Genomic DNA, 13,621 nt, shown 5'->3' on the forward strand with positions numbered 1-13,621 from the left:
CCCGAACGAACAGCTTATTGTTCCACCCCGCCGACTGTTTCAGCGTGCCTCGAACATGCTGTACGTCTTTAGGGTCTCTGTCCAAAGCAAAGTCGGAATAACCGAGGTCTTTATAGCTCTGTGCCACAGCTACGATCTCGCCGTGTGCGTAATACGGTTCGATATATTCCCAGAATTCATCCTCAGTACAACCGTACAGGCCGTATTCCAACTCTAAACAGGGCTGCCATAACCGTATCTTCTCATATTTCCGTTTCGAGGCAGCCAACCGCCGCGTCATGGTCTTTCGCCCCTCGATGACCGCCTGCGTCAGCCCGTAGCGGTCGTTGAACATGATCTTTTTCATGCCTCGTTCAGTTTCTTGATAAATCTTTTGCGGAGTTCTTCATTGTCCGGTTCCATCCCACTGAACCATATATCCTCGAATGCCTCTACCGCTTTCCGCTTCATCCTCTCCTCGGTCTCCTGCTCGGCTAATTCGACAGCCCGTTTAGCCTCTCCCAGTTTCAGATCGCATTCTTCCGGACAATCGGGGTACATCATCGCTATCGGTGTTACGACTTTCAACAAGTATTGTTTTGCTCTTTCGCTTTTCATATCCTTATCTTTTCATGAAACACATCCATATTGTTTTTCCGTGGTTGGACGTCGGATGTCCGAACAACGGCTTGTACGGAATAATGTCCAAGATTTGCCGAATCTTGATCTGCTCTTCATTCCATTTGAATATCAGAATCCCTTCCGGCTTCAAAACCCGCATGCATTCGTCGAAAGCCGCCCGAATATCCGTTTCCCATGTAGGCAGTAAGACGCCGTATTTTTGCGCCAACCATGACGTGCAGCCTAAATTCCTGAGGTGCGGCGGGTCCAATACGACCAACCGGAACGATTCATCGTCGAAAGGCATATCCCGAAAATCGCCTATGATGTCCGGCTTCACTTCGATGCTCCGACCGTCGCATGCTGTCAATTCTTCATCCCGAATATCCATAAATACGGCATCGGCACATGCTTTATCGAACCACATCATGCGGGACCCGCAGCATGCATCGAGTATCTTCTTGTCCGTTTTCATAGTCTCAATTTACACCCGTTGGATAAAAGCCACTCGGCCGCCCCGTACAGCAGGTCCATGACCTGTGTCGATTCCTGCTTAAAGAGGTATTCCCGCCCTGCGCCGCCACATAGTATCTCATCGCTTCCAGAGGCTATCCGGAAGTACGAGAGGCGCCAGATACCCCCCCCCATACATCTCTATCTCCATATTGATCCATGTTCCGTCGGGCATCCGGCAACAACCGGGTAACGCTCCCAGCAGATCATTGGCCGTAAAAGCCGGGATATGGTCCGCGTGCACCGCCTGCCGGTGCTTTGTCTCCGTATCCCATATTTTCAGTACCGGATGCGGCGCGGGGGACGTGTTGTCCCACACCATGCTGGCCATCTCTGCCGGTGCGCCCAGCTCCAGCAGCCGCTTCGACTGCTCGATGCTTGTTACTTGATTCGTCATTTGCTTTCGTATTTATCGATCGTTTCGAATATCCGCAGCGCAACCTGCGGAACAATACCGCTGAATAACGATGCATGTGTCATTCGCATAGTCCGTAATAGCTCATACAGCTCGTCGCCGTATCGTCGTCGAATAGGCTGCCCGTCGCGTTCTGCCATTGGACGTAGCGCACGACATCATGAATCGTCGGATATTTCTCTCCGCTGGAGATTGCATGGGGCGGGATTCTATTTGGCCCGAAAAACGAAGAATGCAACTCTCCTTCAAGGTTTGCTATTTCCGCTATACGTTCGGGAGATTGTTTGGAGATATTGAGAATATCGCGCTGGCTTGCCATCACACACGGCCAGCAGCCGACACGCTTGTAGCCCATCCGGTAGAGCGGGTTCGGTTCCAAACCAGCGGCGAGGATGTAATCGATGACCTGTTGCGCCGACCAGTCGAACACCGGTCGCAAGAGGTCGTCAGCATAATGCGACCGGAACACCCGAACATCCTTGCCGCGGTAGCTATACTTCTTCGGCTTTCCGTTTTTGTCGTAGCCGTAAGGCTCGAAATAATACTTGAAATAGGTGCATTGCGTCTTCATCTTGGCTCGTGCCGAGGATTCCGCGGCACGGATGCCCTGAATAATGAGCGTATTATCTTGTACGACGTCGAGGATGTAGTCAGTCATTGGCTTCGTCTTCAGTTCCTCTGTACAGTACCGGGCGCGCGCCGACGGGCAGCGATGCTTCTGCCGGGCAAGATCGACCATACCTGCATACTTCTTCGACTTCAATGTTACCAGATCGAGATGCAGCTTGTCGGCAATGCGATGGATGTATTCGTAAGTCAACGGATGTTCCCAACCCGTGTCGCAGAATACCGTCGTGAAATTCTTGGTGATATGTTCGCGGGTCCACAACAGCGCTGCAAGGCTATCTTTACCGCCGGAAAAAGTAACTATAACTCTCATAATCTATCTGTTATTCTTTGTCCCGAACGCAACGCACGCTGAAGCCGTTGGCGCGATTGAAGTAGTTCAGCGGGTAGACGAAGCCCGAGCGGAAGTAGAGGTTGACCGCGTAGTTGCTGCTTCCGTAGCCCGGCGACGAGGACCAATAGTAGCCGCTGGTACTCGTACCGATCATCTTTGTGCGATAGCCGAGGCCCTTAGAAGAGCTGAGGCCCGCAATAGGCAGGAATAACGAGCCCTTGTGGTCCGAGTCGTGATTACCCCCAAACCAACGGCCCTTGAGCTCATCGTCCCAAGTCGAGCCTAAATCGCATAATGCCACCCATTCATACTGAGTGGGCAAGCGCTTCCCGACGGACCTCGCGGCCTCCATCGCCTCATCCCATGTGTAGTAATGGCGGCCGTCCTTCTCGTAACCGCCGATGGCCAAATTCTCTGTGTCCCACAGCAGGCCGCAAAGCTCGATGGAGTCGGACTCGGGATCGGACGCAGAATCGGCCGCAACCGGATTATCCTCCCTCCATTGAGCGCCGGTAATGAACCCGTCTATCCATTCATTGTGGCAAGCTTCATCTATCATGTTGTAGATGGTTTTATCGTAATCCTCTAAACGATACGGGCAAAGTTCATCGGCTACTTCACGTAATGTTTTCATAATCTGAAATTTTTAAATTCACAGCTATAAAAAACGGACTTCTTGTTGCACCAATGGGCAACCCGACGCTGCTCAACTGTCGGTCTGATCTTGTTATCAAAATCCCTGTAAGGCTGGGCGAATGGGTTGATGTGCATTTCACGGAAAATGTTCAATCTGAACAACGCATCATCAATTTCTTTGACAAGGCAATAGACAAAAAAACGATGTCTGTTGACCCCCCGCTGCTCAAGCTCCCGAATACACTTCAGCACTGGTTCTATCTGGGCGCGTGTATCGCAAGCGAACCGTATGTGTCGAATCCATTTCACCCGTGACAGCAAATCGAGAATGTAAGGGTCATCACAAGCTCGCCGGGCATCCAGCCCTTGGTTGAAGTCCACCGCGATACCCATGCGGACGATTTCCTCGATCTGTTCCAATCCGAAATCGGATGCCAGCACATTGTTGTCGAGCAATACGGCCCGGCGCTTGTTGCCGATGAATTCGCGTATCGGCGATGCCGGACGGATCGAACCCTCCTTGTGCGGCACAATACACCACGGACAATGATTCGGACAACCTCGGGTAAGGAAACCGTAGGCTTCATCCACTCCGTAAAGCGAATAATCAGGGCACATATGCTCGATAGATTCCGGCAGTGTCGTCGTGTAGTCTCGATAACCTGTCCCAGCCTTCACCACTTCGCAAGGGTAATAATCCGAACAGTCGGGCGTGAACGTGAAGACTTTCGACATATACACCCTGTCGTAGCTGCCGAACATCGCATCGGCAAACTCGACCGAATCGCCCTCAGACTTATGCCACGCCGAGAGCTTCATCAGCGCAAGATTCGGGAAGTGATGACCATCCACATCTACTATACCTATTCGCATCGGGGTTCGTAATCGTTTAGCTTCAATTTTTCAATTTCCCTATTCTTGTCATCGATTACCTTGCGGGCTATTTCCTCGCGCTGCTTCGACTCGTCGAGGCAGATTTTCAGTTTGGCTATTTCTGCCTTCAGTTGACGGATTTCCTCTTGGTATTCGTTTTCCGGACCGTATCTCCACTCAGGGAAAGAGTCGTCTGTTTGTAGGTAGCTCATACCTAATCCTGTCATCAGTTTCATATTATCGACTTAATTTCTCGTAAGCGTTGATCGTCTCGAATATCCGCAGCGCAACCTGCGGAACAATACCGCTGAATAACGATGCATGTGTCATTCGCATAGTCCGTAATAGCTCATACAGCTCGTCGCCGTATCGTCGTCGAATAGGCTGCCCGTCGCGTTCTGCCATTGGACGTAGCGCACGACATCATGAATCGTCGGATATTTCTCTCCGCTGGAGATTGCATGGGGCGGGATTCTATTTGGCCCGAAAAACGAAGAATGCAACTCTCCTTCAAGGTTTGCTATTTCCGCTATACGTTCGGGAGATTGTTTGGAGATATTGAGAATATCGCGCTGGCTTGCCATCACACACGGCCAGCAGCCGACACGCTTGTAGCCCATCCGGTAGAGCGGGTTCGGTTCCAAACCAGCGGCGAGAATCGAATCAATCACCTGCTGTGCCGACCAGTCGAACACAGGGCGCAGCAGGTCATCCGAGAACTTTGCCCGAAACGCCCGGACATCCTTACTCCGGTAGGTGTGCTTTTTCGGCTTGCCATTTTTGTCGTAACCGTAAGGCTCGAAATAGTATTTGAAATACGTACATTGCGCCTGCATCTTGGCCCGCGCCGGAGATTCCGATCCACGGATGCCCTGAATCATCAACATATTGTCCTGCACCTCGTCCAGCACGTAGTCGATCGTCGGTTTGGTTTTGAGTTCTATCGTGCAAAACCGTGCCCGCGTCGAGGGCCAGCGTTTCCTTTGCCGCGTAAGATCGACCATCCCGTCGTATTTCTTCGACTTCAATGTTACCAAGTCGAGGTGCAGCTTGTCGGCGATACGGTTAATATACTCGTAGGTCAGCGGATGTTCCCAGCCCGTGTCGCAGAACACGGTCGTGAAATTTTTGGTGATATGCTCCCGTGTCCACAACAGTGCTGCGAGGCTGTCTTTACCGCCGGAAAAAGTTACAAGTACTTTCATGTGAAAATTGTTTTTGAGAAAGCCCCCATTGGATATCGAGTGAATTATTCCGCGAATTTCCGTTCCACGAGGTCCGCAATAGCCAGATACTCGCCGGCCAGACCGTCCGTGCCGTGTGTTTCCCGAACTTTCTCCCGAAACTCGGGCAGGGTACCCAGAAAGCACCCGCAGCGGACGTAAATACCCTGTTCGAGATTGAAGAAGTAGGTTTTGCTGCCCTTGCGTGATCCGGAACCTATCCACGCGGCGAAAGGATAACCCGGTTTCGCGCGGCCGATTCCCTCAAAATCGCACCGATCCCCGAAGCTGCATTGCTCCCCGAAGCTGCATTGCTTCCCGAAGCTGCAACACTCCCTGAAACTGCACAGCGCCCCGAAACTGCACCGCTCCCCGAAGATGCACCGTTTCCCAAAACTGCAATACACCTCAAAGTTGCAACACTTCCCGAAGATGCACTGTTCCCTGAAAATACATTCTTCCCTGAAGATGCACCGCTCCCCGAAACGGCAACACTCCCCGAAGATGCACCAGTCCTCGAAACAGCACATCTCCCCAAAGCTGCATTGCTCCCCGAAGCTGCAACACTTCCCGAAACAACAATACTTCCCGAAACGACAACATTTCCCGAAATTGCACTGCCTCCCGAAGTTCTCGATCTGCGAATAGTCGCCCGTGGGGCAATATTTAACACCTTTTTCATCGCGTTCGAACGCATCGAACTCTGCTTGTGTGTATCTTTTCATTTGCTACAAATTCAAATAGTTTTCAGTAACCATCATTGCTTCTTCCAACGTGCGAACAATCACGTATTTGTTTCCCGCCTGCTCGAAAGAACGCTGCCATGTTTTCTGTGCTTCGCTTTGGCGGCTGCCTTTCGAAAGCGTCTTGAATTCCAATCCTAACGAACCGTAACAGCCCCGAGGTACGAGCAGCAATAGATCGGCTGCACCGGCCGTCATTCCTTCTGCTTTCAGGAGGGCCGCTTCAGTCTTATTTCGCAGTCCGCCGTTCGGAACGCTCGTCAGATTCAGGGCGTAATCAGGGTAACGGAGACGGAACCACCGCACGAAGGCGCGTTGTAAGGTCGATTCGAGGTGTCTCATAGCGCATCGGGCAGACGGTAGCGTATCTTGTCGACTTTCAAGACCCATACGGGCTTGTCGGCATCGCCGATCCTTAGCGGAGCGTAATCGTCCGTGGAGGCTCCCCGCTTCGCTGCGTCGTTGCACATCTCGGCATACGACATCACCCTGCACTTCACATCGAGGCTCAGCACGTCGGCGATTGTCAGCTGCTTGTATGTAAACGTGTCCAGCACCCTGTTCACGGCATAGTCCAGCCGTGCGTCGCTCATTCCCGTTTTGCTGATGCGTTCGGTGAGAATGGAGAAGAATTCCTTCGTCATATCGGGGAAACACACGGACAGCTTGTGCATGGATGCGGCAATATGGGCCGCAGATGCCGGAGGCCCTGCGAATACGGACACTTCCTCACTCCCATTCTTGGCGAGTGTGAGCGCGAGCCCATCCTTCGGCGACGGCGCAAGCGAGTTCATCAGGCGTTGGGGTGCGATTCTTTGTACTTCGTTCATGGTCATTCGATGTTTTCAGTAGAAACAGCCCCGCCCAATTGTTGGCCATCGACTGTTCGACAATCTTACGGGCCCTTCCGGCATCTCCGGAGGAGAGTTCGAGCAGATGCGCATAGAAGGCATCGAAGCCCCGCTGCCGGTAGGTCTGTCCGCGTTCAGACTTATATGCAAGCCAATCCGCCACGATGGGTTGGAACGAAGGTCCGACAGCCGAGAGGTTGAGTTCTTTTCTTTTTCGCGCAACTTTTTCTTTTCTTTCCGGAGACGGCCTATCGCCTTCGGGCGATGGTCCGACAGCCGCTTCCCCCCGAAAGGGGGATTGAGGGGGTATATCTTCGACGTTAGGAGAAGATATATTTCTTTCTTTTCTTTCTTTGCCGCAAACTTCCGGAGTTTTTTGCGATTCTTCCGGAATAATGCGACATTCTTCCGGAATTTTGGCAATCTTGCGTTTTGACCGGTTGCACATTTCGAGGTATCTCCGTTGGATGGATGCCGACGTGATGACCCCACGAGAGAGCAGTTCTTTGTTAAAAAGCCCCACATCACCGCAGTATCTCACAATCTCAAAAACATTCGATTCCTTCAGCCCAAGATATTCGGCCACGTTGAAGGCAGTCACTTCGTCCCACGCAACAAAACAGCCTTGTACCCGGTACACCTCGCAAAGCAAATAGTCGTAAACAGCAAGACCCCTGCACCCGTGATCCTTTACAAGCCGCCGGATGCGAATATCCATATACCGATCCGTATCGACGCTGTAATAGCTCAATCCGGTCTTGTTGCTCGCCATGTCATAGCCTTTTATCTAATCACTACATCTCGCAACCATTTCACTCAATACATGAATCAGGTCTTTGCCATTTCGGGAGTTAAAACAAGAAGGTTAAAGAAATAATCTCTATCATTTTCTGGCTCCCTTATTACGATATTTGAATCGGTATTCCAATATACCTCCACCTCTCTCAAATCCGAATCTTCATCCGAATCTACTATGTGATAATGTTGGGCAAACATATTTTTCGATATTTACAATTTCAATCGTTCTTTCTCGTAACTTATCATCGTGCGCAGGTTGTCGCACTGGTGTTTGCACGCCGCATTGATGCGGTCGAGCCACTTCTCCAGTGCGTTCAGTTCTGCCGCCGAGCTGTTCACCAACTTCACGGCCAGCGACGCCGACAAACTTAAAATCGTCTCTTTCTCATCGTGGAACAATTTCGCCATCGCGGCATCGCGCATTCCGGCAACTTCGGCGAGTAACTCGCCGCTGCGGGCGTAGTAGACGCCGAGTTGGTCCAGTCGTCCGAGCATCGCGTCGATGTCGGCCATGTCATTCAGACATTCCAACATACTTTGAATGTCCTCCGCCTCCTTGCGTATTTGTTCTATTCTTGTCATGACGTTTTAGAATTTTGCGGTACAGTAGCGCTGCCTTACGCAGTGCATTCTGCTCTTTGATGGTGAGGATCGGGGTCTGTCCCCGATTCCTCGGGAGATCGCGCAGGATGCGAATCGCCTCCCGGACCTCTGCGGTCGTCAGCTCGTACATACTCTTCAGACATCAGAAAGGCAGGTCGTCGACCTCATCGGCCGGAGGCATCTGTTCCACGGATTCGGGAGTAATCGGATTAGGCGCGAAATTCACGGCCTTGCCTTTGCCGATAAAGATTCTGTTGGCTTTCGACGCGCGTTCTTCCTTCGTCTGCTGCATAAATACGCAATGCGTGTTCTCGTAGACATCCGGTTCCCGAAGGGTCGATACGCATACGTTGATGTACTTTTTGCCATTGTTGCCCTGCTTGATCCGATCCCGCGGAATATCCGACACGCAGATCGATACATTGATAAAATCCGACATGATTAGTATTTTTTGAATGTTGTTTTGATAATTGTTTTACTGCTGCGGGCGGGCGGATAAACCATCTCTCCGGTCTCCGGATCGGCCATGCCGGACTTCGGCAGCGATTTGAGCATCGTTTCCCGTTCCCTGATGTCGGCTTTGACCGCCTCCAGCGTCTTGTACATTTCCGCCAGCTTGCTGTCGCCGCACATCGAATAATCGTATTTCACGCCCGATTCGGCCTCTTCCAGCCGACAATCGCCGAAGATGTGCGACTTGCCGTACTTCGAAAGCTCCCGCAACGTAATGTCCCGGACCTGCGGGTTACTCTTAAACTGTGTAATCGCAGCCTCTACACGGCTCATATTGATATGCGCCGTAATGGGATCGACCTCTCCGTTCACCACGGCCGAAACAGCCCGGTCGGCCAACTCGGCGACCGAAGCCGTTTCCCGTAACAGTATAATCTGTGCGTCCATGATTATTTGGCGTTTTTACGAGCTTGCCGATAGGATTCGAATAGTGCGGTAAAACGTTCCACGACATCGGCGTCGGCATCGTAAGATTTGAGCAGTTTCGCTCCTGCGTCGAACGTTTGGGAGTATCCCGACGTCGTATAGGCATTATAGGCCCACTTGAGCAGCGAATCGCACATGATCTCGTCCGCCAGCATCTCCGGCGTGATGCGCTTCTTTACCGGAGCAGCGGTCGGTGATTGCGAATTGCGGTCCGTTTTCTGCGGCATTCCGCTCCGCGCGTGCTTTCCTTTGAACACATCGGCACCAACACCCAACCATGATGCGACCTTCGTGATCGCATCCGTCGTGGCGCCTTTGTAGGCATCTCCCAAGTCGGAATTGTCATTCCCGCCGTAACACTCGTAATAAATGCCGTAGTCGGGAATAGAAAATTTGAGTTTCACGACGACCATCTTGTCGGCTCGTTCGATGATCTCGGTTTCAATACGCCATTTTCCTACTCCGAACACTTCGTTCAGTCGTTCGGTAACGTATATGGATTTAATCGACGACAAATATTTTTTCGTAGGATGCGGGCTGACCGCTTCATCCGGAAGCGGTCGGGATAAGGCATCCAGTTGCGTCGAATTAAGCGATTTGAGCTCTGTCATAGCCGTCAGTCGATATAGGTTACTTTCGGGGTGGACACTTTCTTCGGATCGAGATAGCGCAGGCAATCGCGTTTCGCCCGTTCAATTTCCTTGGCCGTCATCCGGCGGTTCTCCTCGTGGCTGGAAACCACTTTGCCTGTGTCCAGACTTTTTACTTCAATACGTGTTTTCATAAATATTCTATATTGTCTCGAAATCAATGAATAAGAAATGTTTTCAACTTGTCGAACGTTGCATCGTTCAGCCTCTCGACCATATCGGGACCGACGTATGTGTGAAGTTCCCACCATACGGGCACAACGTCCTTTACCTCGCTCCAAATCCCATCGGGAGCTGAAACGTTTTCACGATAGATGAATGCCGTTAAAGTAAACCGGCAGGTAATTTCTCCATCGGGCAATTCTATTGTCGTGCTGCACTGGTCCTGTACCTCGATGATCTCGCGCAACTGTTCGGCAAGAGCTTTATAGATTCGCTCTCCGATGTGGATTGCCTTCGATGTTGACGGCTGAAGTTCTTCGTCGATAACCTCGGTCTCCTCCTCCGGTTCGTCCACCTCCGGCGGAACCTTATCCCACGCCACCGAAGGATAGTCGCCGTATTCCACACCATCAATGAAGATCATTGGTTGAGCTGTCTGATGATATACCTCCATATCGCTATTCGAATAAATCATTCAACATCCGGTTGACTTTCTGTTTACGGCGTTCGTTGGAGAACACCCAGCTGAATACCGCCACTGTTACCACGGCGAACATTACGAATGTGATAAGCTCTGCCATAACCTAACGTATTTTGATCCGATAGAGGCGGGGTCTGTTTTCTGTCCGTAACGCATTGTAGACAGCCTTGCTTTGAATGCGCCGGATTTTGGTCCGCAAGCGGTAGCAAAACCGCCACACTTTACCGTAAAGGCGTAGCCGGAGGCTATTCACCTCGATAATCTGAAACTCTTTCATAATGTACTGATTTAGCGGTTATTTCTGCACCTTTTGCTGGACCTTGATATAGGTGATATGAGCAAAAGAATAGCTATCACGGAACTCAATTACAGCACGACCCACGGCCATCAGAGGATGATATTCGTCATAGGTGAGCGACGTCTCGACCTTTACCTTTTCGTAGGTCAAACCGTCGATACCGATAAGGTAGGTATTTGGTGTGTCGGAGAATTCGGCGTTCAGCAAAAACTTTTTGCTTAAAGATTTGTAAATAGGCGTAACAGCCGTACTGTACTTCGGGCCGATACCTTTGATTCGTTCTGGCATGATGTCATCAAAAGTTAGTTAATAGGTATGTAAAAAGAGGCGTTGCCCCTATTTGTTCGCCAGAACGACACTACTGCATGAGCAGAAGTGGACAAGGGACAACGCTTTATCGCGTTTGAATATGTACTTTTGTGATGCAATAGCATCGTTCTGGCACTGCAAAGATACGCAAAGTTTCTGACTTTGCAAATTTTCTTCGCAAAATCGTGGGCGCACATCGCGCGCAAAAGGGCGCTTTCGCTTAGATACTTGTAGGTAAAGGGCGCCTGTGTCGTAGGCGGAACGGCAGGCCGGACGCTTTGCGTCTTGGGGCCGCTTTCAGGGACGTTTGGCATGGTCTGAAAGTTTTAAATTAGTATATAAAAAGAGGCGAGCCTCTCTTGTTTTCGTCGCCAAACGTCCGCCATCTCAAAGAGATGACACCACAAGAAAGACCCGCTTTATCGCGGAACTACTTCAATATGTTCTTTGTCGTCAGATGACGAACGTTTGGCATTGCAAATATACGCATTCATTTTGAATTTGCGAAACAAAAAGCGAAAAAACCGAGGCAAAACCTCGGTTTATCACATTAATGATTATATATATCTCCAAATTCAGCCTCTATATAGACAACCTGAAAAATGTTACCATCTCTGAACCCAAGAAAGGCGTGGTTGTCTCCTGTGGCGCGAAAAGCCAACAGAAACGTAACCTCCCGAGTTAATTTTAAATCTTTCTTTATGGCAGTTACGGGGATTTTTTCGCAACCGATCGCATGACGCTGCGATATGTTAACCGTTTTCCAGTCAGTTCCGCATATTTTTTTGAGCCGCTTTGACATACTCCCACGACTAAAGCGCGTGGGATTCTTGTGTGCAAGCGCGGGACGCCGTATCAGATACGGTCTTACTCCCGCTCCACAATTCGGAGATGCCCCTCCGAAGTATATTCTCAGCCGCATTGAGGTCGCGGTCGTTTACCTTACCGCATTCGGGACATACCCATTCGCGGTCGCTAAGTTTCAATTCTCTGTTCACATATCCACACTCGCAAGTCTTTGAGGACGGATAGAATCGGTCTATCTTGTGAACTGTCACGCTATACTTCCGTGTGACGCATTCAAGTTTGCCGACAAACTCCGCATGGGCCAAATCCGACATCTTGAGTCCCCACATCCGCGTCATGCCGTGCAACGATAAATCTTCAATGAAGATATAATCATATTTGCGGCACAACTCATGTGCGAGCTTCCACTGAAAATCCTCGCGTTTGTGAGTGATGTTCTCAAACTCGCGGCACACATCCTTGCGTCTGCGCTGTCGGTTGTTTGAACCTTTCTTACACTTGGATAGCGAGCGGGATTTGCGCCTAACGTTGTCAAGGTCGGATTTCAAGAACAGTGGATTCCTCACGGTCGTACCGTCCGATAAGGTCATATAGGTCTTTAAGCCGAAGTCAATGCCTACGGATGCACCATCATGTGTCTTTCCGTACGCTTTCGGCTCTGCGTCCGTTGTGATTATCAGATAGTATTCCCCGAGTCGTGAACGCTTGATTGCTATTCGCTTAACCCTGCCTTCATAAGGTCGCGAATAAGAAAATTTGAAACGCTTCTTAATCGTATTGACCGTCAAGACATTTCCATTTAGAGAGAAACCGCCCTGTTTATAGACAATAGAGTAGAAGTCTATTGCTCTTCTGAATTTAGGAGGTCGCTTCGCTAATTTCTTAAAAAACCTCTGATATGCAGTATCAAGGCGTTCGATGATTTCTTGCGTGGTCTGTGAATGAAGCAGAGTTCGCTTAATTCTCTTCGCATAGTGTTTTTGCATCGCATTCTTTGAGATATACTTACCAAAGAGCGAATAGTACCTTTTCTGTAACGCAAGAGCGTGATTCCAGACAAAAGATGCCTCACGGAGCATCGCGTCTAAATGCTTTGTCCGCTTGGTCTGATACAATTTATATTTGTATGCTATCATCTTTTGTTATATCTTTGTTGCAAAGTTAATGAAAATATTCGACATCTGCAATACAAATAATAAATACATGACTACAAAAAAGAGATATTCGGCAAGTGAAACCTGTGTCTACAATCTTGGATTTCATCTAATTTGGTGTACCAAGTACCGTAGAAAAGTCCTTACCTCCGAGATAGAATCACGACTCAAAGAACTGATACGCGAGAAGGCGGATGAGCTTGAAGTGGAGATTGTGGAGATGGAAACGATGCCTGACCATATCCACATCTTTGTCAAGTCAAAGCCCACATACGCTCCACATTTTCTTGTGCAGCAGTTTAAGGGGTATTCATCGCGAGTTTTGCGTGAGGAATTTGCAGAGCTGTGCTCCCGTCTGCCGTCTTTGTGGACGCGTTCGTATTTCTGCGAGTCTGTCGGATATATTTCGGCTGATACCATAATCAGATATATCGAGAATCAGAAAAAACATTGAGGCGCTTTCATCCCACGACTGAAGTCGTGGGCTTTCCCGCGTATCTTTTGTAAATAGTCGATGAAAAAAGATACTTTTTTGCAGTCGGTATAGCTTACATCATGGAGATAGGCAAAGCCGAACGATATGTGATTCTCACACCCGACGGCAT

The 13,621-nt window shown here is 49.9% G+C and carries 22 protein-coding genes and 1 pseudogene; 1 reads left to right on the forward strand and 22 read right to left on the reverse strand.

What is annotated here, in order from left to right:
- The 22 genes and pseudogenes from BN3659_RS05090 to BN3659_RS05195 form a co-directional block, all read right to left on the reverse strand.
- Positions 1–346 (reverse strand): annotated as a pseudogene (locus BN3659_RS05090) (hypothetical protein); the annotation flags it as partial.
- Positions 343–597 carry a hypothetical protein gene (locus BN3659_RS05095; protein WP_091535096.1) on the reverse strand — a complete coding sequence of 85 codons (255 nt, stop codon included), beginning with the start codon at positions 595–597 and terminating at the stop codon, positions 343–345. The pseudogene BN3659_RS05090 and the gene BN3659_RS05095, both read right to left, overlap by 4 nt.
- A 4-nt stretch (positions 598–601) precedes the next feature.
- On the reverse strand, positions 602–1,075 hold the full coding sequence (locus BN3659_RS05100; protein ID WP_091535098.1) for a class I SAM-dependent methyltransferase: 474 nt from the start codon (positions 1,073–1,075) through the stop codon (positions 602–604).
- Between the two features lie 117 nt (positions 1,076–1,192).
- Positions 1,193–1,510 (reverse strand): hypothetical protein, encoded by a 318-nt coding sequence (locus tag BN3659_RS05105; RefSeq protein WP_091535099.1) that lies wholly within the window; start codon positions 1,508–1,510, stop codon positions 1,193–1,195.
- A gap of 79 nt (positions 1,511–1,589) precedes the next feature.
- Positions 1,590–2,468 (reverse strand): phosphoadenosine phosphosulfate reductase family protein, encoded by an 879-nt coding sequence (locus BN3659_RS05110; protein ID WP_091535101.1) that lies wholly within the window; start codon positions 2,466–2,468, stop codon positions 1,590–1,592.
- 10 nt (positions 2,469–2,478) lie between these two features.
- Complete coding sequence (locus tag BN3659_RS05115) at positions 2,479–3,123, reverse strand: fibrobacter succinogenes major paralogous domain-containing protein (RefSeq protein ID WP_091535102.1); 645 nt, start codon at positions 3,121–3,123, stop codon at positions 2,479–2,481.
- Positions 3,120–3,977 (reverse strand): radical SAM protein, encoded by an 858-nt coding sequence (locus BN3659_RS05120; RefSeq protein ID WP_317041647.1) that lies wholly within the window; start codon positions 3,975–3,977, stop codon positions 3,120–3,122. The genes BN3659_RS05115 and BN3659_RS05120 overlap by 4 nt, the downstream gene beginning before the upstream one ends.
- A gap of 11 nt (positions 3,978–3,988) precedes the next feature.
- The gene (locus tag BN3659_RS05125; RefSeq protein WP_141682498.1) at positions 3,989–4,234 is read right to left on the reverse strand and encodes a hypothetical protein; all 246 of its coding nucleotides are present in this window, start codon (positions 4,232–4,234) and stop codon (positions 3,989–3,991) included.
- Between the two features lie 90 nt (positions 4,235–4,324).
- Entirely contained in the window at positions 4,325–5,203 is an 879-nt protein-coding gene (locus BN3659_RS05130; protein ID WP_091535107.1) for a phosphoadenosine phosphosulfate reductase domain-containing protein, read from the reverse strand.
- Positions 5,204–5,247: 44 nt separating this feature from the next.
- Positions 5,248–5,946: a hypothetical protein gene (locus BN3659_RS05135; protein ID WP_091535108.1), complete on the reverse strand. Its 699-nt coding sequence runs from the start codon at positions 5,944–5,946 to the stop codon at positions 5,248–5,250.
- A 3-nt stretch (positions 5,947–5,949) separates the two neighbouring features.
- The gene (locus tag BN3659_RS05140; protein ID WP_091535110.1) at positions 5,950–6,306 is read right to left on the reverse strand and encodes a nuclease; all 357 of its coding nucleotides are present in this window, start codon (positions 6,304–6,306) and stop codon (positions 5,950–5,952) included.
- Entirely contained in the window at positions 6,303–6,638 is a 336-nt protein-coding gene (locus BN3659_RS05145; RefSeq protein WP_091535112.1) for a hypothetical protein, read from the reverse strand. Before BN3659_RS05145 ends, BN3659_RS05140 begins: the two co-directional genes overlap by 4 nt.
- 55 nt (positions 6,639–6,693) lie before the next feature.
- Positions 6,694–7,587 carry a DUF4373 domain-containing protein gene (locus BN3659_RS05150; RefSeq protein WP_091535113.1) on the reverse strand — a complete coding sequence of 298 codons (894 nt, stop codon included), beginning with the start codon at positions 7,585–7,587 and terminating at the stop codon, positions 6,694–6,696.
- A 236-nt stretch (positions 7,588–7,823) separates the two neighbouring features.
- On the reverse strand, positions 7,824–8,195 hold the full coding sequence (locus BN3659_RS05155; protein ID WP_141682500.1) for a hypothetical protein: 372 nt from the start codon (positions 8,193–8,195) through the stop codon (positions 7,824–7,826).
- A gap of 163 nt (positions 8,196–8,358) precedes the next feature.
- Entirely contained in the window at positions 8,359–8,655 is a 297-nt protein-coding gene (locus BN3659_RS05165; protein ID WP_091535119.1) for a hypothetical protein, read from the reverse strand.
- A gap of 2 nt (positions 8,656–8,657) precedes the next feature.
- Positions 8,658–9,116: a hypothetical protein gene (locus BN3659_RS05170; RefSeq protein WP_091535120.1), complete on the reverse strand. Its 459-nt coding sequence runs from the start codon at positions 9,114–9,116 to the stop codon at positions 8,658–8,660.
- 2 nt (positions 9,117–9,118) lie between these two features.
- Positions 9,119–9,766, reverse strand: a complete 648-nt coding sequence (locus BN3659_RS05175) for a Rad52/Rad22 family DNA repair protein (RefSeq protein WP_091535122.1) — start codon at positions 9,764–9,766, stop codon at positions 9,119–9,121.
- A gap of 5 nt (positions 9,767–9,771) precedes the next feature.
- A complete protein-coding gene (locus tag BN3659_RS13110) occupies positions 9,772–9,939 on the reverse strand; it encodes a hypothetical protein (RefSeq protein WP_171847709.1) in 168 nt (55 codons plus the stop codon).
- 23 nt (positions 9,940–9,962) lie between these two features.
- The gene (locus BN3659_RS05185) at positions 9,963–10,421 is read right to left on the reverse strand and encodes a hypothetical protein (RefSeq protein ID WP_091535126.1); all 459 of its coding nucleotides are present in this window, start codon (positions 10,419–10,421) and stop codon (positions 9,963–9,965) included.
- A 4-nt stretch (positions 10,422–10,425) separates the two neighbouring features.
- Positions 10,426–10,548, reverse strand: a complete 123-nt coding sequence (locus tag BN3659_RS13595) for a hypothetical protein (RefSeq protein WP_262480982.1) — start codon at positions 10,546–10,548, stop codon at positions 10,426–10,428.
- A 195-nt stretch (positions 10,549–10,743) separates the two neighbouring features.
- A complete protein-coding gene (locus BN3659_RS05190) occupies positions 10,744–11,034 on the reverse strand; it encodes a hypothetical protein (protein WP_091535128.1) in 291 nt (96 codons plus the stop codon).
- Positions 11,035–11,867: 833 nt separating this feature from the next.
- Positions 11,868–12,998: an RNA-guided endonuclease InsQ/TnpB family protein gene (locus BN3659_RS05195; protein WP_091535129.1), complete on the reverse strand. Its 1,131-nt coding sequence runs from the start codon at positions 12,996–12,998 to the stop codon at positions 11,868–11,870.
- Positions 12,999–13,065: 67 nt separating this feature from the next.
- On the opposite strand from BN3659_RS05195, the gene tnpA reads away from it, so the two are divergent.
- Entirely contained in the window at positions 13,066–13,470 is a 405-nt protein-coding gene (gene tnpA / locus BN3659_RS05200; RefSeq protein WP_091535131.1) for an IS200/IS605 family transposase, read from the forward strand.
- Positions 13,471–13,621 lie beyond the last annotated feature (151 nt).

The organism is Alistipes sp. CHKCI003, assembly GCF_900021155.1.
GTDB lineage: Bacteria > Bacteroidota > Bacteroidia > Bacteroidales > Rikenellaceae > Alistipes > Alistipes excrementavium.

What these genes read in the sequence shown, in the direction of transcription:
- BN3659_RS05095 (WP_091535096.1), bottom strand. Translation starts at nt 597, where the DNA reads ATGAAAAGCGAAAGAGCAAAACAATACTTGTTGAAAGTCGTAACACCG.
- BN3659_RS05100 (WP_091535098.1), bottom strand. Translation starts at nt 1,075, where the DNA reads ATGAAAACGGACAAGAAGATACTCGATGCATGCTGCGGGTCCCGCATG.
- BN3659_RS05105 (WP_091535099.1), bottom strand. Translation starts at nt 1,510, where the DNA reads ATGACGAATCAAGTAACAAGCATCGAGCAGTCGAAGCGGCTGCTGGAG.
- BN3659_RS05110 (WP_091535101.1), bottom strand. Translation starts at nt 2,468, where the DNA reads ATGAGAGTTATAGTTACTTTTTCCGGCGGTAAAGATAGCCTTGCAGCG.
- BN3659_RS05115 (WP_091535102.1), bottom strand. Translation starts at nt 3,123, where the DNA reads ATGAAAACATTACGTGAAGTAGCCGATGAACTTTGCCCGTATCGTTTA.
- BN3659_RS05125 (WP_141682498.1), bottom strand. Translation starts at nt 4,234, where the DNA reads ATGAAACTGATGACAGGATTAGGTATGAGCTACCTACAAACAGACGAC.
- BN3659_RS05130 (WP_091535107.1), bottom strand. Translation starts at nt 5,203, where the DNA reads ATGAAAGTACTTGTAACTTTTTCCGGCGGTAAAGACAGCCTCGCAGCA.
- BN3659_RS05135 (WP_091535108.1), bottom strand. Translation starts at nt 5,946, where the DNA reads ATGAAAAGATACACACAAGCAGAGTTCGATGCGTTCGAACGCGATGAA.
- BN3659_RS05140 (WP_091535110.1), bottom strand. Translation starts at nt 6,306, where the DNA reads ATGAGACACCTCGAATCGACCTTACAACGCGCCTTCGTGCGGTGGTTC.
- BN3659_RS05145 (WP_091535112.1), bottom strand. Translation starts at nt 6,638, where the DNA reads ATGCACAAGCTGTCCGTGTGTTTCCCCGATATGACGAAGGAATTCTTC.
- BN3659_RS05150 (WP_091535113.1), bottom strand. Translation starts at nt 7,587, where the DNA reads ATGGCGAGCAACAAGACCGGATTGAGCTATTACAGCGTCGATACGGAT.
- BN3659_RS05155 (WP_141682500.1), bottom strand. Translation starts at nt 8,195, where the DNA reads ATGACAAGAATAGAACAAATACGCAAGGAGGCGGAGGACATTCAAAGT.
- BN3659_RS05165 (WP_091535119.1), bottom strand. Translation starts at nt 8,655, where the DNA reads ATGTCGGATTTTATCAATGTATCGATCTGCGTGTCGGATATTCCGCGG.
- BN3659_RS05170 (WP_091535120.1), bottom strand. Translation starts at nt 9,116, where the DNA reads ATGGACGCACAGATTATACTGTTACGGGAAACGGCTTCGGTCGCCGAG.
- BN3659_RS05175 (WP_091535122.1), bottom strand. Translation starts at nt 9,766, where the DNA reads ATGACAGAGCTCAAATCGCTTAATTCGACGCAACTGGATGCCTTATCC.
- BN3659_RS13110 (WP_171847709.1), bottom strand. Translation starts at nt 9,939, where the DNA reads ATGAAAACACGTATTGAAGTAAAAAGTCTGGACACAGGCAAAGTGGTT.
- BN3659_RS05185 (WP_091535126.1), bottom strand. Translation starts at nt 10,421, where the DNA reads ATGGAGGTATATCATCAGACAGCTCAACCAATGATCTTCATTGATGGT.
- BN3659_RS13595 (WP_262480982.1), bottom strand. Translation starts at nt 10,548, where the DNA reads ATGGCAGAGCTTATCACATTCGTAATGTTCGCCGTGGTAACAGTGGCG.
- BN3659_RS05190 (WP_091535128.1), bottom strand. Translation starts at nt 11,034, where the DNA reads ATGCCAGAACGAATCAAAGGTATCGGCCCGAAGTACAGTACGGCTGTT.
- BN3659_RS05195 (WP_091535129.1), bottom strand. Translation starts at nt 12,998, where the DNA reads ATGATAGCATACAAATATAAATTGTATCAGACCAAGCGGACAAAGCAT.
- tnpA (WP_091535131.1), top strand. Translation starts at nt 13,066, where the DNA reads ATGACTACAAAAAAGAGATATTCGGCAAGTGAAACCTGTGTCTACAAT.